The following is a 23,362-nucleotide window of genomic DNA, read 5'->3' as shown; positions in this document are numbered from 1 at the left end:
TTTCCTTAAATTAAGTTTTTATTAATCAATATTTCACGCAATTGATCTGCTTGACTGTATTCCTTTTGAGCAATTAATTTTTTTCACTCATAATAAATTTCAGCATATGATGCAAAGTCAATTTGCTCAAATTCATATCTTAAAGTATTGAATATTTTAATTACTGTAGCATAATATTTAACTTCTTTTGTTTTATTAGCTTGCTTTATTATTTCATTTATTAATTTATTAAAATCAGAAAATCTTAAATGTGCAATAGCTTGCATTGCTTCTGTAAATAAATCATTGTCATATGCGTAAACATCGATATTATCCAGGTAAGCTGCAAAGTATAAACGCTTAATTTTATTAATTAAAGCATTTACTGATTCCAGCGTATTACTATCAATATTTATTTCACTTGTAAATCCATTTTGTAGGAAAATAGTCTTTAATACATCAGGACTGTAGTTCTGTAAAAAATCTTTAGGTAAAATTACGTTTTGTAATGATTTAGACATCTTCATGCCATTTAGGTTTATTTGTCCAGTTCTTAGCCAATTTTGTGCTATTTGGTGTTTTGTAAGTGCATAAAATTGAATATTTTCGTTTTCGTGATGTGGAAATGTTAAATCCATCCCACCACTGTGAATGTCTACACCTTCTTGGCCAAAATATTTATAAATTAATACAGCACACTCAGTATGCCATCCAGGTCTACCTTTGCTAAAGGGTGAATCATAAGTAACTCCAACTTTAGTCTTTTTTCATAAAGCAAAATCAATTGGTGATTTTTTTAGATTACTGTATTCGTTCTCTTCCGAAAGCATGTTTTCAATTTTTTGATTTGATACTACACCATAATTATTTTGGTATTTTAAAACATCAAACCAAACATTTCCTTCAGTATCTTGATACGCAGCACCTACTTCAAGCAACTTTTGTATAAAATCAATAATTAAATTCATGTTAGCTGTCACATATTCTAAATGAGTAATAGTATCTACATTGAATTTTTTTAGAAGCTCTATGTATTTATCAGCATAAAATGCTGCCACTTCTTGCTCACTTTGATTAGTTTCAATTGCTTTGTTGATAATTTTGTCATCAATATCAGTTATATTGTGTACAAAATTAAATTCATTACCTAATGCACGATTTGCTTTTAATATTAAATCCATGGTCAAAATAGGTCTTAAATTTCCAATATGTACATCATTATAAACAGTTGGACCACAGGTATAAACTTTAATCATCTATTCTCCTTAATTAATTTATGTAATTATATTATATTTAAGCCTTAAAAATTGAAAAAAGCTATATATAAGATATAAAAAAAATAATGTTTAAAACTATACAAAATTAATAATTTTATATAATATAAAAAATTATTAATTTACCTATATTTAAGGAGTATGATGTCATTAAAACAAAAAGTTAAGTTTGCTATTAACCAAGCATTAGAGCAACTGCAAAAACAAAATTTTTTAAATCAAGAATTAGAAATTGAAAATTTAAATTTTAATGTTGTTCAACCAAACGTTCCAGAAAATCTTAATACAAATCAAATTCAATATGATTTCTCAACTAATGTAGCTTTTATTGTTAAACAATATGCTTTGGAAAAGAATCCAACAATTGTAGCTGAAAAAATTGCTCAAATCCTTTCACAAGATAACTTATTTAGTCAAATTGATGTAGCTCGTCCAGGTTTTTTAAACATTGTACTAGCTAACAATGCTTTTGTACAAACAATTCAACAAGTTATTAGTGCTAATGATGGATTTGCAGGAAACTATATAGCAGGAGAAAAATTAAATGTTGAATTTGTTTCTGCTAATCCTACTGGTTTTTTACATGTTGGTCATGCTAGAGGTGCTGCTTTTGGTGATTCATTAGTTAGAGTTTTGAGACATGCAGGTTATAATGTTGAAGCTGAGTACTATGTTAATGATGCTGGAAATCAAATCAATGTCTTAACTAATTCTATTTGAGTAAGATACTGTGAATTATTTAATATCACACACCCAATGCCTGAAGAATGCTACAGAGGTAATGATATTATTTGAGGTGCTCAACAAATTAAAGAACAATATGGTGATTTCTTTATTCAACTTGATGAACAAAAACGTGAACAATTAGCTTCTATTGCTACGAAAATTATGCTAGATAAAATTAAAGAAGACTTAGCTCATTTTAATGTTAGTTTCGATACCTTTTCAAGTGAAAAAGCTATTAAGAATTCAGGTGCGATTGAACAAACATTATCTGATTTAAAAGCTAAAGACGCTACATATCAACAAGATGGTGCATTATTTTTAAAAACTGAAGCTTTAGGTGATGATAAAGATCGTGTACTAGTTAAATCAAATGGTGACTATACATATTTCTTGCCAGATATTGCTTATCATCAAATCAAGTTTAATAAATGTCATAACTTAATCAATATCTTTGGTGCTGACCATTCAGGATATATCCAAAGAATGAAAATAGCAATGCAATATTTAGGTTTTAATCCTGAAAATCTAAATATCTTAACCATTCAATTAGTTAGATTAATTAAAGATGGTCAAGAATTTAAAATGTCTAAGCGTGCAGGAACAAGTGTTACTTTAGCAGACTTGATGGATGTTTCATCAACCGATGCAATTAGATTTATGATGTTGACTAGAGAAATTAATAACAAATTTGATTTTGATATTGATTTCGCTAACTCACAAGATTCTAAAAATCCAGTTTTCATCGTTCAATATGCTCATTCGAGAGCAGTTTCATTGTTAGAAAGATTAACTAAGGATATTATTAATACAAATATTCAATTCACAGATAAAGCTAAAAAAGTAATTATAGAATTAGATAACTTTGACGAGTTAATTAAAACAATTATTTCAACTACAAAAGTTAACTTAATGACACAATACTTAATCAATCTAGCTAAACTATTTAATAGTTTTTATGCTGAAACTAAACTGCTTAACCACGAAGATCAAAGCACATATGCATATCTAGTTCAAGCTGTGCAAATTGTTTTACAATTAGGACTTAAACTTATTGGTGTTTCAGCTCCTAAAACAATGTAATATTAAAATAATGAAGTATAATAGAAATACTTAATTTAAGGGGAAAATATGTCAAAAAGAACAATGTTAGAAATCGCAATTAATAAAGTAAGTTTAGACCCTACAGCTGAATTTACATTTTTCGAAATCTTTGATGCTGTAGAAAATGAATTAAAATCAGACTGAGAAGAACGTTTTGTAACTGATGCTAAACCATATGAAAAAGTCAGAGAAACAAAGATGGGTGAATTACATCGTCTTTTAACTGTTGATAAAAGATTTCAAAGAACAGCTAATGATAAATGACAAGGTAAAAACACTGGATTTTAGTAGGTAATTATGGCTTTAGTAAATGCAAAAGATATGCTTAAAAAAGCTAAAAAAGGTAAATATGCTGTTCCACACTTTAATATTAATAATTTAGAGTGAACTAAAGCAATCTTAATAACTTGTGAAGAAATGAAATCGCCTGTTATTTTAGGTGTTTCAGAAGGTGCTTTGAAGTATATGGGTGGTTTTGAAACTGTTTCAGGTATGATACTTGGGATGATTAAGGATTTCAAAATATCAATTCCAGTTGCTTTACATTTAGATCACGGTTCATTTGATACTTGTGTAGAAGCTATTAAATCAGAAGCTTTTACATCAATTATGTTTGATGGATCACATTTACCATTTAAAGAAAACAAAGAGTTAACTCAAGAGCTAGTTTTCCTAGCTGCAAGTCGAAACATGTCAGTCGAAGCTGAAGTTGGCTCAATTGGTGGTGAAGAAGATGGAGTGATTGGTTCAGGGGAAATCGCTGATATAAAAGAGGCTGTTTCTTTAAGCAAGCAAGGAATTACAGTGCTAGCTGCTGGAATCGGAAATATCCATGGAATTTATCCAAAAGATTGAAAAGGGCTTAATTTTGATGTACTTGCTGAACTAGCTACTGAAACTGGGCTTGGAATTGTGCTACATGGTGGTAGTGGAATTCCAAAAGATCAAATCCAAAAAGCTATCTCACTTGGTGTGACTAAAATAAATGTTAATACTGAACTTCAACTCGCAAATCACCAAGCAATCAGAGATTTTATTATTTCAAATAAAGATCTAGAAGGTAAAAATTACGATCCTAGAAAACTTTATAAACCAGGTTATGAAGCTATGTGCAAAGTCATTAAGGAAAAAATTCTTGAATTTGGCTCACAAGATAAGGCTTAGGCCTTTTTTCTTTTACTTTAATATGGAAAAATTATAAAATTTATATATGAAAAAATTTAGAAAACTACTTTTACCAACAGTTGTATTAAGCACGCTTATCCCAACTGTTGCTACACAATGTAATCAAACTAACACAAACAATGGAAAACCTGAAAAACCACAAGATGACAGAAATGATAAAGAACTTAAAGATTTGAGTGCTAAAGTAATTAAATATGCTAGAGAAAATTTACTAACTCAAAAGGAAATTGTTAAATATCAACCATTACTTAATTATCTTAATACTCAAGTTAATAAAATAGATGCTTTAGGGCAAGAAAAACCGATAAATAAGACAAAAGTTAAAGCATACATTATCAAGCAAGAAAATAACTTTAAAGCTATGAATAAGGTATTTTCGAGTGGTGATATTTTCGATAACGCACTCAAACAAGCTTGAATGCATTTCAATAATTCTTTAGATAAAATGGTTGAAAAATCTAATTTCATTATTCAAAATGATTTAAAATTGCAAGAAAGTAAAGCAAAATATAGAAACTTTATTCAAGATTTAACCAAAAATTTTGCCGATAATAGGTTCGACTTTATTTCAAATACTGAAGTTGAAAATTTTAATAGTCTTTATAATCAAGCATTACTTCTATATAAAACATTTATGAGAGAGAACTTGCCAAAAAATTATGTTGTCTTAATGAATAATTATGTAGCAGATGGTGATACCATTTATCAAATTTATCTTGGAGAGCCAGCGCAAGGGCAAGACACTAGTGTAGCTACACAGCCACTTGTAGTTAAAGAGGCAAAACACAAAGAAAATATAGGGAGAACTTTAGGGCTACGTTTTAGAGGAATTGATACTCCAGAAACTTTTAAAAATATACCTGCAAAAGATGCTAAATTGGCTCCATTAGAAAATAAATATGCTCATGAAGCCAAGTGAAATCTTATGAATATTTTAGATGAAGAAAATTGGGTTTTTTATATCCACAAAACAGGAAATGACGTTTATGGAAGATGAGTAACATTACTATTTTCTAATTCTAAGCAAGATTTCGCTACTGAATTCGGTGCAAGACAAGTTGCTGCTGGAATGGCGCGTGTCTGATATATTAATGACACAGATAAAAAGAGCATTTTCTATGCTAAAACACCTTTAGAAAAAGAATATTACAAGTATATAATCAAGGTGCAAGAACAAGCTCAAGCTGAGAAAAAAGGATTTTGAAAAGAAAATATTAATAATGTTTTTCACATTGACTAAAAGATAGCAATTTTGCTATTTTTTTATCTATCTTATAGTCATATTTGATTTTGTTTTAGGTAAATAGACAATTTGGAAAAAGCTTAAATTTAGGTATAATTCTAATAAATATAAATATTTATTAGAATTGGAGCTAAAATGGCCGAACAAAATAAAGAACAAAATAACTATAATGCAAGTAATATTCAATTTTTAGAAGGACTTGAACACGTTAGAAAAAGACCAGGTATGTATATTGGTTCTACTTCTAAATCTGGGCTACACCACTTAGTTTGAGAAATTGTCGATAACTCTGTGGATGAATGTATGGCTGGCTATGCAAGTAGAATTGATATCACCATTAACACCGATAACTCAATCATTGTTGAAGATAATGGGCGCGGAATTCCAGTTGACACACATGAAAGATTTAAGATTTCAGCTCTTGAAGTTGTTTTAACCAAGTTAAATGCCGGTGGAAAATTTGAATCTAACGCTTACAAAGTATCCGGTGGATTACACGGAGTTGGAGCTTCTGTAGTTAATGCCTTAAGTGATTCATTTAAAGCTTGAGTTAAAAGAAATGGAAACATCTATTTTGCAGAGTTTGCTAACGGTGGAAAAACTATTCAATCAACTCATATAATTGGAACATGTAATCCAGAAGAAACAGGAACAAAAATTCAATTTCACCCTGACTACTTAGTTATGGAACAACTTCCTTTTGACAAAGAGTTAATTATTGATCATGCTAAACAAATTGCTCACTTAAATAAGGGACTTTATGTTTCAGTTACTGACTTACGTGACAATACACAAGTTGAATTCCAATATGACAATGGTATTATTGACTATGTAAATGAGTTAAATGAAGGATATAAGCCAGTTACACCTGTAATTTATGCAGAAGGTGAATATACAGCTAAAAACAATAAAGATGAAGATGTTGTTATTGGTGTGGAAGTTGCTATGCAGTATCTAGCAGATTTATACCGTGGGAATGTTATTTCATACACCAACAATATTTCAACTCACGAAGGTGGAAGTCACGTATCAGGGTTTTATGATTCATTAATGAGACTAATTAATAACTATGCAATTGAACATGGAATTATTAAGACTGATGCTGAAAAATTCACTCGTGATGATTTACTCGAAGGTGTAACTGCAGTTATTTCAATTAAACATCCAGATCCTGAATTCGAAGGACAAACCAAAGGAAAACTTGGGTCTAAGGACGCAAGACAAGCAGTAAATAAGGTATTTAGCCCTATTTTAGAACGTTTCTTAAATGAAAATCCTGAACTAGCTAAGAAGATTATTGAAATCGCTACAACAGCTAGAAAAGGACGTTTAGCATCAAATGCAGCTAGAGAAAATGCTAGACGTAAAAATGTATTTGAAAGTGGTGGCCTTCCAGGTAAACTTTCAGACTGTAGTTCTAAAAATGCAGAAATTTCTGAACTATACATAGTCGAAGGGAACTCAGCTGGTGGTAGTGCTAAAATGGGTAGAGATAGAAAAACACAAGCAATCTTACCTTTAAGAGGGAAAATTATTAATGTAGAAAAATCTCGCCAAGAAAAAGTGCTTGCTAATGAAGAAATTCTTTCATTAATCACAGCACTTGGAACAGGACTTGGAGATAACTTTAACATTAATAAACTTAGATATCACAAGATTGTTATTATGACGGACGCTGACGTTGATGGTGCTCACATTAGAACCTTACTTTTAACATTCTTTTATAGATACTTTAAACCATTAATTGAACATGGTTTCATTTATATTGCTCAACCACCTTTATACAAAATTCAACAAAACAAATTTGTTGCATATGCTTTTAATGATGCACAAAAAGATGCTATTTTAGCTGATTTAAATCCTAATACTAAAATTACTATTCAACGTTATAAAGGGCTTGGAGAGATGGACCCTGAACAATTGTGGGAAACAACAATGGATCCCGAAAACAGAAAGATGCTTCAAGTACAAATTGAAGATGCTTATAAAGCCGATCAAGTATTTGAAACCTTAATGGGTGAACGTGTTGAACCGAGACGTGAATTTATTCAAACCAATGCTAAATATGTTAAAAATATCGATTTATAATAATTAAAAAATTCAGAGTAGCTCTCTGAGTTTTTAATTTTGCTTCTAAAATTTAGGACAAAAAGATTTAATTTCACAATATATGGAAATATTCTATATAATAGAATATAAGGAGAATTATGAAAGAACAAAACACTAACTTAAATGCTAAGGCTAGTGAATTTATTACATCATTTAAAAATACTAAAAATAAGACCTGAACTATCACCTTTATTGTGCTAAATTCATTTTTATTAGCAGCATTTCTTGTTGCATTCTTATTAGCATGCTTTGGAGAAACATTTTCAAGCCTTACACAACGTATTGCTGCTGCCTTCATATGATTGTCTTTAATCCTAATAGATGTATATTTCTTAGCTAGATTAATTAGCTTGCTTATTATTTTATATGCAAGTGAGGATAGTTCAATTAACAGCTTAAATCGCAATTTAAAAATTTATTTAGTTTTATCATGTCGCTACCAAGCTTTAAAAGAAATTAAACTAACTAATTAGTATTATAAATTCCTTTGTCCCTACCAGATAGGGATTTTTATTTTGCAAATAAAAAAGTGCTAATGCACTTTCTATCTAATAATATCAATTAGATTTTTCATTAATGAAACAACTGTCATTGGTCCAACACCACCAGGAACTGGTGTAATTGCGGCTACTTTGCCTTTTACATCCTCATAATCAACATCACCACAAAGTTCATCTGTAAGTTTATCATCTAAGTTTGTACCAACATCAATAACTATTGCTCCATCTTTAACATTTTTGGCTTTAATATATTTAGCCACACCAATTGCAACTATGACAATATCACCTGATTCAATCCCCTTAATTCCAGTTTCTTCATTATATGTAGCAACTGTTGCTCCCATACGCTTAATAATGTGAGCTAAAGGTTTACCAACAACATGAGAACGACCCACAACGCATACTTTTTTATCTTTTACGTCTATTTTATAGTGTTCCATTAATTCAAGAACACCACGAGCCGTGGCTGGAACAAAGTGTTTTTCGGGTTGATCATTATATAATCTGAATTCATTTTTGCTTGTTAATCCATCAATATCTTTGTCATATGGTACAGCATCTAAAATTACTTGGGTAGGTAGATGTTTTGGCAATGGTAGTTGCACAATAATTCCGTCATGTTTTTCATTAATACGATCCATTTTCTTTAAAAGGCGATCTTGACTAATGTCTTCTGGAAATTTGTATAAAGTTGCTTCAATACCTAAATCTTCAGCAACCTTTAACTTATGTTTAATGTATTTGTTTGAAGCTTCATTGTCACCAACTTGAATAATTGCCATTGTTAAGGCTCTTGGTAGTTCTAAATCAATTAGTTCTTGTTTTAATTTTGCTAATTCACTTTTGGCTAATTCTCTTCCACTTAATATTTGCATCTTAGCTCCTCTTCGTATTTTTCTAGTTCTTCACTATATTTCTTTAGTTTATTTTCTTCAGCTTCAACTTTATCTCTAGGTGCTTTTGCGACAAATTTTTCATTGCTTAATATACCTTTAGCACGAGCAATTTCACTCTTAACAAAAGCGATTTTTTCTAATAACATTTCTTTATTTTTTGCTTTTGTTTCTTCAGATTGTTTAATATATAAAGTGTTGTTTTCTAATGCAATCATGTAATCAACATTAGCTTGCACTTGTGCATAAGCCATCTTATTGATCATAGCAATTGCATTAGGGTTTAATTCAGTAACTAAGTTGTATAAAATAATTTCTTTTTTAGATATGTTGTTGTCTTCACGATATTTTCTAATTTCAGTAACTACTGCAATAACATCATTAATATAAGAAGCTTGGGCTTCAATTTCAAAGTTAGGTCAACTTTGTTCAAGTAATTCAGCATTAAATATTTCACTGTATAGTCTATCTGTAATAAAAGGCAAGAATGGATGTAGCACAATTAAGGTTTTTCTAAGGACTTCCATTGCACTTTGCTTTGAATATGCTGTTTTTAAAAATTCAACATATCAACCTGATAAATCATTAAATAAATAACGATAGATTTCTGTTCCAAGCACAGCAAAGTCATAGCTCTTAATGTGAGTGTTAATTTTAGTTTCTAAGTAAGCTAATTTTTCCATAATTCATTTATCAGCATCAGTTTGATCACAATCGTTTTCTGGTAAATCAGAAATATATTTGGCAATATTTCAAAGTTTATTATTAACTCTTCATGCTGCTTCAACTTTTTCATCGCTAAACTTGATGTCAAGTCCAGGGGTTGTGTTAGTGATTAAGAATCATCTCAAAGCATCTGAACCATATTTATCAACCATATCCATAGGATCAACACCATTATTTAAAGATTTTGACATCTTTCTTCCTTGAGCATCACGAATTAATCCATGTAATAATAACTCATCAAATGGCTTTTGCCCCATGAATTCAAGACCAAAGAAGTACATTCTTGCCACTCAGAAAAAGATAATGTCATATCCAGTAACTAATAAAGAAGTTGGGTAGTATCTTTTAACTAATTTATCATCTTGAGGTCAACCTAAAAAGACAAATGGTGCTAATCCAGAAGAGAATCATGTATCAAGTACATCAGGATCTTGGACTCAGCCTTCACCAGGACAAGCTACTTGCACCTTCATATTACCAGATGCATCATATCAAGCTGGAATTCTGTGCCCTCATCATAATTGTCTTGAAATAGTTCAATCATAAACATTTTCCATCCATTGTCTCATAGTGTTTTCAAAACGTTTAGGGAAGAATTCCACCCCTTTACCAGAATCTAAATCATTTAAAATTAAATCTCTGAAGTGTTCCATTTTAACAAATCATTGGGGTAATACTAGAATTTCAACAGGAGTCTTAGATCTGTCTGAAATCCCAACATTAGAAATAGTAGTTTCAACTTTTTCAAGCAAGTTATGATCTGCTAAATATTGGCCAATAGCTTCACGTGCTGCAAAACGTTCCATTCCATGGAAAAGCTCATTTTCTGGATAATTAATTTTTCCAGCTTTATCAATGGTTTCAAGAATTTCGAAACCTAGTTTTTGCATAATTTCAATGTCTGCTTCAGCATGCGCACTAAGTTTCATTAGCCCTGATCCAAAGCCAATTTCTACATAGTCATCTGCAATGATTGGTAAACGTTTTCCAGTAACTGGATGAATTACATATTTACCTACTAAATGTTGGTAACGAGTGTCTTCTGGATTATAAACTACAGCAACATCACTAAGTAAGGTTTCAGTTCTAACTGTGGCAATAACTAAATACTCATTTGAATTTTCAATTGGGTATTTAATGTAATACATTTTTTGCTCAGTAGGTTCATTATTTACTTCAATGTTAGAAAGTGCAGTTTGCAATTTAACATCTCAATTAATTGCTTTTACACCTTTGTAAATAAAACCTTTATTATATAAATCAACAAATACTTTTGAGACTGCTTCATTAGCTTTTTCATCTAATGTGAAACGTTCATTTGAATAATCTAAAGCCAGTCCAATTGTTGACCATTGTTTTCTGAATAAATTTGCATATTCGTGTTTTCATTCTCAAACACGTCTAATAAATTCTTCACGCCCTAAATCATGACGATTTAGTCCTTCTTTTTTGTAAATTTCATCTTCAACTTTTGATTGAGTCGCAATTCCTGCATGATCCATACCAGGAAGTCAAAGTACATCAAAACCATTTAATTTCTTATAACGGATAATGGTGTCAGGAATATATACATCTAGGGCATGTCCTAAGTGTAATTTACCTGTAACATTAGGAGGTGGTAATAAGATTGTAAAAGGTCTTTTAGCCTCATCATGAGTTTGAAAATATTTTTTAGCTTGCCATTTATTATCAATGCCAGCTTCAACAAGTTTATGATTATATGATTTGTCCATTTTTCTCCCAATTTTCTTGAAATTTATATATCAAATATAGTTAATATAATTATATAGTATTTTGCGAAAAAGGGCAGTATTATACATTTTTAAATAAAAAAGAAAATAATTTTTTATTGAAAATTTTTGAGCCTATAAACATGTTTTAAAAAAATTTTAAATAGTTAATTAATAATTAAGTTTGTCCCTTTAATTATTTAGTTTCAATTAATTTTGATAAATATATAATTGATATGGTAACAATTATGAAAACAGGACAAAGTTATATATCAGATATATTATCTGCAAACCAAACTAAATACATCATACCTATTTATCAAAGACCTTATAGTTGGAATGAAAAACAATTGTCTAGACTATGAGATGATATTACTAAAATACATAATTTTAATAAGAAAGATTACTTTATTGGAGCAATGGTTTCTGTGGAAGAAGGAATATCACCAAACCTTGTCAAAGATTTAGTTATCATTGATGGGCAGCAAAGATTAACAACATTTATCATCTTATTTGCAGCTTTAAGGGATTACTATTTAGATAATAATCAAAATTATGAAGCTCAGAAAATTCAAGACACTTATTTAACTATACCAACTAGAGAGAATACTTATAATCGGATCGAATCAAGAAAAAATGACCAAGATACATTAGTTTCTTTAATAGAAAATAAACCACATCACAAAAAAGATTCTTTAATCATGTTTGCTTATGATTTCTTTACGAAAAAAATTAAAAATTCAAAAATTAAATGTAATGAATTAGTGGAAGCTATTAATCAAATTTGTCTAGTTCAAATTATTTTAGATAAAGAAAACGAAGATTCACAATCTATTTTCGAATCTCTTAACTCAACAGGAAAAAATTTAACTGGATCAGATTTAATAAGAAATTACTTATTGATGAACTTAAAATATAAAGAACAAGAACAAATTTATAATGATTATTGAATTAATTTAGAGGAATTATTTACAATTAACAATACATTCAATAATGAAATTGCAGATAATTTTATACGTGATTATTTAACTATGAAGACTAAGGTTATCCCTAATAAAGATCAATTATATGAACAGTTCCAAACATACTTTAATAATTTAACAATTGAAAATAAAAATTTAGAAGTTTGCAAAGATCTCTATTCAAAAGCAATAATATATGAGCAAATTATTAATGGATATTATAGAAATGATAAAGAAATAAGCACAATTCTAGGGAACATAAAAGGGCTGCAAATTAACATTACTTACCCATTTTTTATGCAATTAATTGACTTATTTGAAGCTGGAAAAATAACTCGAGAAGATCTTTGTTTAGGATTGCAATTATCAATTAGTTTTATTATACGTCGTAATGTATGTGGTCTTCCAAGCAATAGATTAAATAAAATATTCGCTTCATTAATTAGCCATCTTGATCTAAATAACTTCTCAAAATCTATTAATGAGTATTTCTTTAGTTTAAGAGATAAAGACAGATTCCCAAGAGATGATGAATTCATGCAAGACTTTAAGACATTTAATGTTTATAAGAAATTAAATAAGAAGTACATCTTGAAGTCTCTAGAAGAATATGATAATAAAAATCATATTAATATTGATGCAGCTACAATTGAGCATATTTTACCTCAAGGAAGTCTAGGGGCTGAATGACAAAAAATGCTAGGGGAGAATTATCGTTCTATCCAAGAACAATATCGTGACAGAATAGGAAATCTAACTTTAACCAACTATAATTCTGAGCTAAGCAATAAACCATTTCCAACAAAATTAACTATGAAGGGCGGAATCAAAAAAACTCCTTACAAGTTAAATCAATATTTTATTGAAAATGATATACAAGGTTGAAATCCTGATCAAATTGATAAAAGAGGCTCAATCTTAGCACAAGAAGCAGTTAAAATTTGAATTTTTCCTACTGTTGAAAAAGACTTTGTGCCTAAGCAAAAAGCGCAATATACGATTAATGACTTTAATACAAGCGAAGAATCTTTACATATATTTAAAATGATTGATGCTTATGCTATGTCACTATCAGAAAATGTAAATCGTTATATCACTAAAACTTATGTTGTTTATGAAATCAAAGATAAATCATTCTTATCATTAGCTCCAAGAGTATCTAAAATTGTTGTCGGACTACATTTAAATATGAGTGAAATTAATGACTCTAAGCAAATTTGTAGAGATGTAACAAATATTGGGCATCTACACTTAGGTAAAAGTGAGTTTTCATTCACAAATAATACTAATCCAACATATGCTTTTGATTTAATTCTTCAATCATTTAATAAAAGCAAATAATTTAAGCAGCTATATAAATAGCTGTTTTTATTTACCTCTAGTATCAATATTAAGGTAAAATAGGTATATGAAAATAATAGCAAATAACAAAAAAGCTTTTCATGATTATGAAATCATTGAAAAATTTGAAGCTGGAATTGAATTAATGGGCTGAGAAGTTAAATCAGCACGTGCTTCTAGTGTTGATATAACAAATGCATTTTGTTCAATTTATAAAGGTGAAATGTATCTTAAAGAGGCTTATTTTAAGCAATATATGCAAGTCAAATGTGATGAAACTAGAGATCGTAAATTGCTTTTACATAAAAATGAAATACGTAAAATAGGGTTTAAGGAAGATACTTTACGTTTAACTATTATTCCACTAAAAATTTATTTTAACGAAAAGTCTCGGCTTAAAGTTGAAATAGCACTTGCTCGCGGGCTTAAAAAGTATGACAAGCGTGCTAAAATCATTAAAGAAGAAGTCAATAAAAAAATTGCTAAAACTTTATTATTTTAATACAATTTTAGTTATGGGGATATAATGGTTTCGACATGTTATGGAGTCTTATTATTGCAGTAGTTTGGTAGACTATAATACTTCTAGACTTTTTAAACGGAAACGCTAAAAAAGAATCAAGCATCAACCCAATGGTTTTTGCTTACAACAATGCAAATCTAGCTTTCGCTTAATATTCGCGAGCTAGTGACTTATAAAAAGTTCCTCGATTTTATAAGTCGGTTAGAGGATAGTGCAAGGGTTGACAAGCTTGCATGAAAAATGTCAAGCATCATAAAACCTTTTAGTTTGCTTTAGGCTTATGGTGTTATTAAAAGCAAACTAAACTGTAGAAGTAGTAAGTCCTTTATAATGTGGACAGGGGTTCGATTCCCCTTATCTCCACCATGCCCTTTTAGTTCTAGTGGTAAAACAGTTGACTCGTAACCAACCATCATGAGTTCGATTCTCATAAGGGGCACCATATATCATGCTATGCATGATTTTTTTATACTAAAATTTAATATAAAAAGAGCCACTAATTAGTAGCTCTATTATTATAATTTTAGAATTTATCTTCAGGTAAGTAGATATTTCCATCAATACTCTTAATTTCCGATACTGAAATAAAGGCATTTTCATCACATTTACGTACATCTTTAATAATACGAAGTACATGTCTAAATAAAGCAATAGATGTAATAACTTGAAGGTCTTCTCCTTTATATCCACCTTTTGCAGGGAATATAGTCATACCTGTAACAATTTTGTTATCATTGTTAATAATATTTCTGATCAAGTCAGCATTTTTTGTAAAGATTTGAACACGAACAAGTTTAAATTTAGGATATAACTTGTCAAGTATCATAATGTAAACTACGTTAACTAAAATTGTAGCAATAAAGTTTGGCGATAAGTATAATTCGAATGATCAAGCTTTGTTAAATAATTCGCTTGCAGCTGCAAAGTCTTTGCTTAAAGACAAGTAATTTACAAGGTCAGCTTTATTACTAAATGCAGCATTTCAATCTATATTCTTAAATTCATTAAAGTTTGTTAAGTTAATTCCATTTATGTTTTTTGCAGCTTCAGATACAGATGTTTTAAGTGCTTCTGCTGTTGTTATTTCTGCATTAGATTGAATAGTTGTTAAACTTGCAGCTCAAGTTTTTTGAGCTTCAGTCATATTTGTTTTAGCATCTTGTAATAATAATGAACCTGGTAATCATGACCCTATGGCAACCGCAATAAAGACAATGATAATGTTCATATATCCTGAAATAGCACCAAATGATTTTTGTTTTGCATTAGCATATCATTCACCAATAACCCCTGTAACACCAGCTGTACCACCGATAATTTGGATAATTGCAAAAATGTAAGCAAGCATGTATCCATATATGATTGAGTAAAGCATTAAGGCAATTGTGTTACCTGCATCAGCCCCTGTTCATTGCATAGGAATAATGCTACTTAATGATTTTTTGTAATCTGATAAAAAGTTCTTTACGTGAACGTTTGAATAATCCCCAATAATGTAAACACTATTAGCACCTGGAATTAATCCAATTGAGAATGATACTAATGATGAAACTGCTAGGAATAAAATTGTAATGTTTGTAAATAGCTTACCAACTTTTTTATATCCAAATACGAATATTGGAATACTTAAGATAATGTAAGCCACCCAGAAAACGAATTGGTCAATAAGGTTTCTAACTGTTTCGCTAACTTGTGATTGTTTCAAGTTAACAACAATGATTTTGGCAGCAGATTGTCCAAATGCAGCTAAACCAAAGTTATAAATACCAACGTTCTTAACAAAGAAAACACTGATAACCCCAAAGAAAATAGCTGTTACTATAGTAATTGTTACTATTTTTCACATTGGCATTTGTGAATAAAAACGATTTAACTTAAGACCGAAGTTAGACATTCTAGTTCTTTTATATAATGTGTTGCGTTTTTGAATATGTGTTGCTCCACTTTGATCATATCCTTCAACTAGATTATGCATTTCTTGGTTAAATTCACTTTCATGAGATTTTTCTTTTTTCTTAGAAAAGATATTCTTCATTTTTCCTCCCTTCCTTAAAAAATAAATAAAAAAGATTATTAGCGACAGCTAATATCCTTTTTATTCTACTACTTTTTAGCACCTATATCACTAAAATTTTAATTAAAAACCTAGTTAAAGCTTAACTAGGCAAAAATTGGTCATCAAAAGATGAAATGGTACATCGTACAGGGTTCGAACCTGCGACCCGCTGGTTAAGAGCCAGCTGCTCTACCGACTGAGCTAACGATGCAGTATTATTATAAAACTTTTTTTATATGTGATAATAAAAAATGTTCTTTTTTATATTAGCAAGCAAGTATGCTCTTTCACCTAATTTATAGCCTTAATAATTAGATACTTTTGAAATAATATTTAAGTCTTATTTTGTCGCTTTAAAAAACACAATAACTAATAAAGTATCAAGCGAAAATGCTTTTATATATGCTAAATAAGCCTTAATTATATTTTGTTTGATTAGAATAGCTTTTTAGAGTTAAAACAAAAGTCACATTTTTAGATTTTAAAAACTGTGACTATAATTTTTTAAATTAAAATTTTACAAATTCATATTTTTGTTTTTGCTTATGCAGCTAAATTATTGTTTCTTTTAGATAAAGTTATTTTTTGATAACCATCAAAAACTAGAATACAAATGAACAAGAAAATAATAATTAATATAAAAGTATGCACAAATAGAAATATAATAAATTTCTTTTATAGTTAAATTATTTACTTTTCACCATCACTAGCATGTTGCAAAATGTAATATTTAATACTAATTCAGTATTTAGAAAGTCCAAACTGTTTTCTCATAAAAGAGTTGATATATTTTTCTACTATCAAACTATCAACAGTAAGGTATAAATAAATTACTGCATCCATTGTAAATGTGTCTGTATTTGATAAAAAAGTTGTTTTCTTATTGTTAAATGGTTGCTTATATAGTATCAATAATAATATAGTAAATATAGTGTCAATTATGCATTGAAATATATATAAACCTGTGTATGCATATGAATTATGTTTTAAGGCAACTTCACCTAAAACTAAAAGCAATATATATAATGTAAAGAAAAAAGTATATAAAGCAATTGAAACATTTCTTGATTTAGATGCAGCATATAAAGTTTGATAAATTTCTAGATCATTTGGCTTTCTTAATTTATATTGAATATTTTCCATATTATTTCTCTTCTTCAAAGCTTATTTCTAAGCATTCAACAATTTTTCTACGATATGTAATTAGATACATACATCTGAGAAGATTTTTGTACATAATTGTTGCTTTTGAAGCTTTAGTTTGAAAAATTATATTTACTAATTTTTTAGTATCAATATTTCTTCTTGAAATTGCTCCAATAATAAAATAAGCAGCAATTAAAGCACAATATGCAGCTACTACCACTCCAATAGCTCCAAACATTACATATAAAGCTTTAGAATCACTGTCAAATGCACCTGTAATTTCCATAATTACTCATATAAGAATAAAACAAAGAAATGCAGCACTAATTCCCGCACCTGCTCAAAACATACTTCTAAGCATAAGAGAGTATTTAAAAATATAAGTTTCTTGTTTTTTAGTATGAGCCATATCAATCTCCTAAAATGTAAAGCGAAATATCACTATTATTATAATTACTTAGTTAGAAATTTTATTAAAATGCATCCTAAAATGTGGAATACTGTGATTTTTTTCACATTTAAAACCTATTTGTGGAAAATTTGCATATTATAGGCCTTGGATAGTTATTAAAATACCCTTTATTAAATTAATTGATTAATTTATAATAAACTTACACATATTATTAACAAATAAGCTTATAAACCACATAAATAAATTTAATAACACATATCTAAATTAATTTATAATTTAACTACTTTAAAGGAGAATATATGACTAAAAAAGTTAGAACACGTTATGCACCTAGTCCTACTGGATATTTACACATCGGAGGAGCTAGAACTGCCCTTTTCTGTTACTTATTTGCTAAACATTACAATGGTGACTTTGTTTTCAGATTAGAAGATACAGATGTTAAGAGAAATGTAGAAGGTGGTGAAGAATCTCAACTTCTTAACCTTGCTTGGTTAGGAATTGTGCCTGATGAAAGTCCACTTAATCCAAATCCTAAATATGGAAAATATCGTCAAAGTGAAAAGTTAGATAGATATAACAAAGTACTAGAAGAATTATTAGCTAAGGGATTAGCTTATAAAGCTTACGATACTACTGAAGAATTAGAAGCTCAAAAAGCTGAATCAGATGCTAAAGGAATTCCAAGCTTTAGATATAACAAAAACTGACTAAAAATTTCTGATGCTGAAAAAGCTAAAAGAGATGCAGCTGGAGAATTCTCATATCGTCTAGTAATGCCTAAAAATGTTGAATTAGCTTGAGATGATATGGTAAGAGATAGAATTAGCTTTAATTCTGATGAAATAGCTGATTGAGTCATTTTTAAATCTGATGGATATCCTACATATAACTTTGCCGTAGTAGTAGATGATCATGATATGGAAATTACACACATTTTACGTGGTGAAGAACATATCGGAAATACACCTAAACAACTTGCTTTATATCAAGCTTTAGGTTGAGATACTCCATCTTTTGGCCACATGACAATTATTACTAACATGGAAGGAAAAAAACTTTCAAAACGTGATTTAGAAACAAAACAATTTATTGAAGACTACCGTAATGAAGGATACATTCCAGAAGCTATTTTTAACTTTTTAGCTCTGCTTGGATGAACTGCAGCAGATGCTAGTGAAGTGATGTCTCAAACCGAAATCATTGAAAAATTTGATCCATCTAGACTTTCAAAAAGTCCTTCTAAATTTGACATCAGTAAGATGGACTGATTCTCAAAACAATACCTTAAAAATGAACCTAATGACAAATTAATTAAACTTATGAATCTAGATGCTAGTGCTTTTGATGCTGATTGATTAGATACTTTTGTTGAAACATTTAAATCTAGTGCAGTTACTACAAGTGAACTTAAATCACACTTAGACTTATACATGCAACCTGCATTTGAAAAACAAGAATTTAATGAAGCTGATTTAAAAACAGTTACTACATTTGCAAAATATTTAAAAACTAATTTAGCTAATAATATCTTTACTATTTCAAGCATTCAAGAAGCAATTAACCAAACTCAAAAAGAACTTGGGGTTAAAGGTAAAAATTTATTTATGCCAATTAGATTAGCTGCTACTTGTGTAGCTCATGGACCTGAGTTAGCTAAAGCTATTTGACTTTTTGGCGTCGATGTAATTAAAGAAAGATTAGCTCACTATGAAAATTAATTTTAAGTCTATTATTAAACCTGTTTTTACAGAAAATGGTGAAGAAAAGATTAATGAAGAAGCAATTCAAATTATTGAATTTGATGCACCTGTTAATCGTAACTGAAACGAGGAAGAACAAGCTGTAGAATTGATTTTTAAAGAGCCAAAATATAACGAAACCAATCGGATTGATATTTATGATTCTGAAGCTTGAGTTTACACCAATCAAACTACAGTTCAAATTAAGCATAACGCTTTCGGTGAAGTTAATGTTACTTTCTTAGATCCTAAAACAAAACAACTACATGAATTAAATATGCGCACTTATTGCTCTGAATTTATTAAAGGGGATAATAAATATGAATTTAAGTATTTCATTTGTGCACCTGATAATAATTCACCTGCAAGTTATTTTGATTTAACATTAACTTTATCTGAATAATATAAGGAGCTAGTAATACTAGCTTTTTTCTGCTTTTAATGTCCCAAATATATGGAAATTTTTCACAAAATATGGAAAAACAAATGTGTTTTCACATTTAAGCTTTATTTATTTATCTATTTGTGGCGTTATTATAAAATGGAGATAGTATTCAAAAAATACACAAAATATGGAGAACAAATGAAAAATAAAACTAAATGACTTTTAAAATTGATGCCACTTGGTACTGCTGCTATCACTTTACCATTAGCAGTTGTATCATGTAATGATCCTGAAAAAGATCAAGTTAAAGCTCAATTAGAAAAATTAAAAGGTGAAAAAAGTAGTTTAGACAGCAAAATTGCTGAATTAGAAGCTAAACTTAATGAAAGCAAAGCTAGTGCTGATAAATTAAAAGAAATTCAAGCACAATTAGAGCAATTAAAAAGTGAAAAATTAGCTACAGCAAATGCTATTTTAGCTGTAGCAAAAGATCAATATAATGAAGCTTCAAAAGCTTATGATAACAAACTAAAAGAGCTTGCATTAAAGCTTAAAGAAGTTAAAGCTATTAAGGAAGAAGCCAAAAGAAACGAAGGTATCAATGAACTTAAGACCAGAGTTACAAAAGAATTACAACCTTTAAGTGTAAAACATGACCAAGCATTCAATCTTTTAAGAAAAGCTGAAAAGGATGCTAACTCAAGAATCAAAACAGTTAAAATTTTCCACTCAAATGATGAGCACGGAAGAATTAAGATGGATGATGGAAAATACTCACTATACTCAGGTATGATTCGCACAGGAGAATACTTAAATGGTAAAGCACGTGACTTGCTTCTATCAGCTGGAGATATGATTCAAGGTTTACCACTTTCAGATACAGATAAAGGAAAAACAATTACTCACATTGCTAAAAACATTGGTTATGAAGCTGTGGCTGTAGGTAACCACGAATTTGACTATGGACTAAAACACATTTTAGACCTTAATGCAGAACTTAACCAAGAAAAAGAAGTTATGCCATTTTTATCAGCTAATATTTACTATAAAGAATTATCAGCTGAAGAACAAAAATCAGTTGAAGGCTACGATGCAAGTAAAATTGGTCAACGTGCTTTCAAACCTTACATTGTTAAGGAACTAGAAAGTGGAATTAAAGTTGGTATCTTTGGCCTTACAACTCCTGATACAAGTGTTACATCTCACCCAAGAAATTCAAGACTAGTTAAATTTACAGAACCAGTAGAAGAATCTAAAAAAGTTGTGGCAGAAATTAGACAAGAACATCCAGATATTAATTTTATTATTTGTATTGCGCACTTAGGAAAAGGAAGATCTAATGCTGCTTGAACTTCTGAATATTTAGCTGCTCATACTGACAATGAACTAGACTTAATTTTAGATGGACACTCACACACATTAATCCACATCAATAATGATAATAATAAAGAAGTTTATGTAACACAAACTGAAGCTTATACTAAATATCTAGGTGATATTGAACTTGAATTTGATACACAAACAGGTAAGATTGTTAGCCAAAAACAAGTTCTTAGAGACATGTATGAAATTGCTGTTGCCACAATTAATGATGTAGTTGATCCTAATAGTCCAAATGAAAAACTTTTAAAAGCTTTAGAAGAAATTTATAAAGCTGAAAATGACAAAGTGGTATTTAATTCTACACAAGAATTTGTACACACAGATAGTGTTAATATTGATGGAGTGCCATACTGAAGAGGTAGAGTTGAACCAACAACATTAGGTATGTTATTTACTAATGCTGCTGCATGAAATTATTTAAATACCAAAGCATGAGAAGGCCAACCTGATGCTGAAGCTGCTACTATAGATAATACATTTGGACTTATGAACGGTGGAGGTCTTCGTGAAAACATTACTAAAGGTGATGTTACATATGGAAAAATGAGAGGTATTTCTCCATTCGGAAATAGACCAAATGTAATTCAAGTTAAAGGTGATAGAGCTTTACAAGCTATTAAATACGGGCTTTCTAAAGCTAGATCAGGTGGATTCTCGCAATTATCTTCAAACATTACATATGAAGTTGAAATTAACAAGGAATTAAACCCTAAAACACAAAAACAAGAATACATGTGAAAAGCTAAAGAAGGAACAATCAAGATTAATGGAAAAGATATTGATCCTAACAAATACTATTACATCTGTACAAATGACTATTTAGCTGCAGGTGGTGATGGCTACACAATGCTTAACTATGTAAAAGATAAAGATCAAGTTAAATTGATGTATGAAGGACAAAGTTTAATTGAAGAAGCAATTAAATTTGTAAAACACATTTTAACTCCTGAAGCACAACTTGATGCAAATAAATTTGAAAAAACATATGATCAATTTGCAAATAAAGAAACACTTAAAGGACAAGTAGTTAATATCCCTTCTGAAGCTGGGGAAAAACCAGTTCCAACAGCTGACTAAAATAATATAAAATAAATGAAAAAACTGCATAATCCCACTGCTATAAGCAGAAATGCAGTTTTTTATTTTTTAAACAAACTTGTACTTGCTAATTAGTTCATTATTTCATTTGTTATTTAATCTTTTTTTATATGTCTGTGGCATAGGCTTTTTACCGCAAAAGAAAAGTACCACTAGGGTACTTATGGACTAATATTTTAGTTAAAGAAATTTCCTCTGGCTTTTGCTTTCATTTCACTTGAAGTTGTGAAAGGTATTCTAGTTGTATATCCAGCTTTAGCAGCAACAATCATTTTTGTAGGTCATCTAAAAATTTCACTGTTTCATAATAAAACTGAATCATTGTAAATTTCTCTAGCTGCTGTAATTTCTTTTTGTAGGTAATTGTTTTGTTGTAGAACTTGCATTAAGGTGTCATGAGCTTTTAATTCAGGATATTGTTCAACTTGAACACGGATATCTCTAAACATTCTATCTACATTTTGGTTTATAGTGCTTCTTTCTGCTTCGCTGTGTTCTTCAGCTCCTGAACGCAGTTCAGCAACTTTTGTCATAACTTCTTTGTCTAGGTTAATTGATTTGTTTACAATACCTACTGCGTTTTCAAGAATAATTACTCTTTGTTCAATAAAGTTATCAACCTGAGATGCATTGTGTTGAATCTTTTGTTGAATTCTCTTTAAATAGTTAGCAGCACTTATTTTCATAAACAAGAATACTAGTCCCGGGATGATTAATGGGAATCATAGAAACACTTGAAATATTGTTGATCCCACTCCAACCTTTACAGGTAGTTGTTTGTTAATAACATTAACGTCACGTCCTTCTTCATTTACTGGACCTGTTAATTCATCTAATTCGTTAGCCAT

At 29.6% G+C, this 23,362-nt stretch carries 18 protein-coding genes, 2 tRNA genes and 1 other RNA gene; 13 read left to right on the top strand and 8 right to left on the bottom strand.

Annotated elements, in window-relative coordinates:
* Nucleotides 1-5 precede the first annotated feature (5 nt).
* Nucleotides 6-1,235 (bottom strand): class I tRNA ligase family protein, encoded by a 1,230-nt coding sequence (locus ACNQ12_RS00465; protein WP_418034781.1) that lies wholly within the window; start codon nt 1,233-1,235, stop codon nt 6-8.
* 162 nt (nt 1,236-1,397) lie between these two features.
* Between ACNQ12_RS00465 and argS the strand changes: the two genes are divergently transcribed.
* The 6 genes from argS to ACNQ12_RS00435 all read left to right on the top strand — a co-directional run bounded on the left by argS (nt 1,398) and on the right by ACNQ12_RS00435 (nt 8,090).
* The gene (gene argS, locus ACNQ12_RS00460; RefSeq protein WP_418019003.1) at nt 1,398-3,059 is read left to right on the top strand and encodes an arginine--tRNA ligase; all 1,662 of its coding nucleotides are present in this window, start codon (nt 1,398-1,400) and stop codon (nt 3,057-3,059) included.
* Nucleotides 3,060-3,107: 48 nt separating this feature from the next.
* On the top strand, nt 3,108-3,368 hold the full coding sequence (gene rpoE / locus ACNQ12_RS00455; protein ID WP_416754430.1) for a DNA-directed RNA polymerase subunit delta: 261 nt from the start codon (nt 3,108-3,110) through the stop codon (nt 3,366-3,368).
* Between the two features lie 9 nt (nt 3,369-3,377).
* Nucleotides 3,378-4,244 carry a class II fructose-1,6-bisphosphate aldolase gene (gene fba / locus ACNQ12_RS00450; protein ID WP_416754431.1) on the top strand — a complete coding sequence of 289 codons (867 nt, stop codon included), beginning with the start codon at nt 3,378-3,380 and terminating at the stop codon, nt 4,242-4,244.
* Nucleotides 4,245-4,290: 46 nt separating this feature from the next.
* Nucleotides 4,291-5,505 carry a thermonuclease family protein gene (locus ACNQ12_RS00445; RefSeq protein WP_418036835.1) on the top strand — a complete coding sequence of 405 codons (1,215 nt, stop codon included), beginning with the start codon at nt 4,291-4,293 and terminating at the stop codon, nt 5,503-5,505.
* Nucleotides 5,506-5,643: 138 nt separating this feature from the next.
* Nucleotides 5,644-7,596, top strand: a complete 1,953-nt coding sequence (gyrB, locus tag ACNQ12_RS00440) for a DNA topoisomerase (ATP-hydrolyzing) subunit B (RefSeq protein WP_418019000.1) — start codon at nt 5,644-5,646, stop codon at nt 7,594-7,596.
* A 119-nt stretch (nt 7,597-7,715) separates the two neighbouring features.
* Nucleotides 7,716-8,090 (top strand): hypothetical protein, encoded by a 375-nt coding sequence (locus ACNQ12_RS00435; protein ID WP_416754434.1) that lies wholly within the window; start codon nt 7,716-7,718, stop codon nt 8,088-8,090.
* A gap of 71 nt (nt 8,091-8,161) precedes the next feature.
* Here the strand turns inward: ACNQ12_RS00435 and ACNQ12_RS00430 are convergent, their stop codons facing one another.
* Together ACNQ12_RS00430 and ACNQ12_RS00425 are read right to left on the bottom strand one after the other, a co-directional pair.
* Nucleotides 8,162-8,992 carry a bifunctional 5,10-methylenetetrahydrofolate dehydrogenase/5,10-methenyltetrahydrofolate cyclohydrolase gene (locus ACNQ12_RS00430; protein WP_416754435.1) on the bottom strand — a complete coding sequence of 277 codons (831 nt, stop codon included), beginning with the start codon at nt 8,990-8,992 and terminating at the stop codon, nt 8,162-8,164.
* Nucleotides 8,980-11,469: a valine--tRNA ligase gene (locus tag ACNQ12_RS00425; RefSeq protein ID WP_418027146.1), complete on the bottom strand. Its 2,490-nt coding sequence runs from the start codon at nt 11,467-11,469 to the stop codon at nt 8,980-8,982. Before ACNQ12_RS00425 ends, ACNQ12_RS00430 begins: the two co-directional genes overlap by 13 nt.
* Nucleotides 11,470-11,714: 245 nt before the next feature.
* On the opposite strand from ACNQ12_RS00425, the gene ACNQ12_RS00420 reads away from it, so the two are divergent.
* From ACNQ12_RS00420 to ACNQ12_RS00405, 4 genes are all read left to right on the top strand, one after another.
* On the top strand, nt 11,715-13,769 hold the full coding sequence (locus ACNQ12_RS00420; protein WP_418036834.1) for a DUF262 domain-containing protein: 2,055 nt from the start codon (nt 11,715-11,717) through the stop codon (nt 13,767-13,769).
* A 67-nt stretch (nt 13,770-13,836) separates the two neighbouring features.
* A complete protein-coding gene (gene smpB / locus ACNQ12_RS00415; RefSeq protein ID WP_418019382.1) occupies nt 13,837-14,271 on the top strand; it encodes an SsrA-binding protein in 435 nt (144 codons plus the stop codon).
* A 15-nt stretch (nt 14,272-14,286) separates the two neighbouring features.
* Nucleotides 14,287-14,658: a transfer-messenger RNA gene (ssrA, locus tag ACNQ12_RS00410) on the top strand.
* 1 nt (nt 14,659) lies between these two features.
* A tRNA-Thr gene (locus ACNQ12_RS00405) sits at nt 14,660-14,734 on the top strand.
* A gap of 81 nt (nt 14,735-14,815) precedes the next feature.
* Here the strand turns inward: ACNQ12_RS00405 and ACNQ12_RS00400 are convergent.
* From ACNQ12_RS00400 to ACNQ12_RS00385, 4 genes are all read right to left on the bottom strand, one after another.
* Nucleotides 14,816-16,327, bottom strand: a complete 1,512-nt coding sequence (locus ACNQ12_RS00400; protein WP_416754440.1) for a YitT family protein — start codon at nt 16,325-16,327, stop codon at nt 14,816-14,818.
* 156 nt (nt 16,328-16,483) lie between these two features.
* Nucleotides 16,484-16,559, bottom strand: a tRNA-Lys gene (locus tag ACNQ12_RS00395).
* Nucleotides 16,560-17,038: 479 nt separating this feature from the next.
* A complete protein-coding gene (locus ACNQ12_RS00390) occupies nt 17,039-17,491 on the bottom strand; it encodes a hypothetical protein (RefSeq protein ID WP_418027143.1) in 453 nt (150 codons plus the stop codon).
* A 1-nt stretch (nt 17,492) separates the two neighbouring features.
* The gene (locus ACNQ12_RS00385; protein ID WP_418036832.1) at nt 17,493-17,903 is read right to left on the bottom strand and encodes a hypothetical protein; all 411 of its coding nucleotides are present in this window, start codon (nt 17,901-17,903) and stop codon (nt 17,493-17,495) included.
* A gap of 302 nt (nt 17,904-18,205) precedes the next feature.
* Here ACNQ12_RS00385 and gltX point away from each other — a divergent pair, with 302 nt between their 5' ends.
* The 3 genes from gltX to ACNQ12_RS00370 all read left to right on the top strand — a co-directional run bounded on the left by gltX (nt 18,206) and on the right by ACNQ12_RS00370 (nt 22,493).
* Nucleotides 18,206-19,627, top strand: coding sequence for a glutamate--tRNA ligase (gene gltX / locus ACNQ12_RS00380; protein WP_418036830.1), 1,422 nt, complete (start codon nt 18,206-18,208; stop codon nt 19,625-19,627).
* A complete protein-coding gene (locus tag ACNQ12_RS00375) occupies nt 19,617-20,051 on the top strand; it encodes a hypothetical protein (protein WP_418036828.1) in 435 nt (144 codons plus the stop codon). The genes gltX and ACNQ12_RS00375 overlap by 11 nt, the downstream gene beginning before the upstream one ends.
* 180 nt (nt 20,052-20,231) lie before the next feature.
* Entirely contained in the window at nt 20,232-22,493 is a 2,262-nt protein-coding gene (locus ACNQ12_RS00370) for a 5'-nucleotidase C-terminal domain-containing protein (protein ID WP_418036826.1), read from the top strand.
* A 197-nt stretch (nt 22,494-22,690) separates the two neighbouring features.
* Here ACNQ12_RS00370 and ACNQ12_RS00365 read toward each other — a convergent pair whose 3' ends face one another.
* The gene (locus ACNQ12_RS00365) at nt 22,691-23,362 is read right to left on the bottom strand and encodes a LemA family protein (protein WP_418018989.1); all 672 of its coding nucleotides are present in this window, start codon (nt 23,360-23,362) and stop codon (nt 22,691-22,693) included.

Origin of the sequence: Mycoplasma paraquilae (assembly GCF_048284415.1) — a bacterium.
In the GTDB taxonomy this organism is placed as follows: Bacteria; Bacillota_I; Bacilli_A; order Mycoplasmatales; family Metamycoplasmataceae; genus Mycoplasmopsis.
This window is presented reverse-complemented; position numbering and strand designations above follow the sequence as displayed.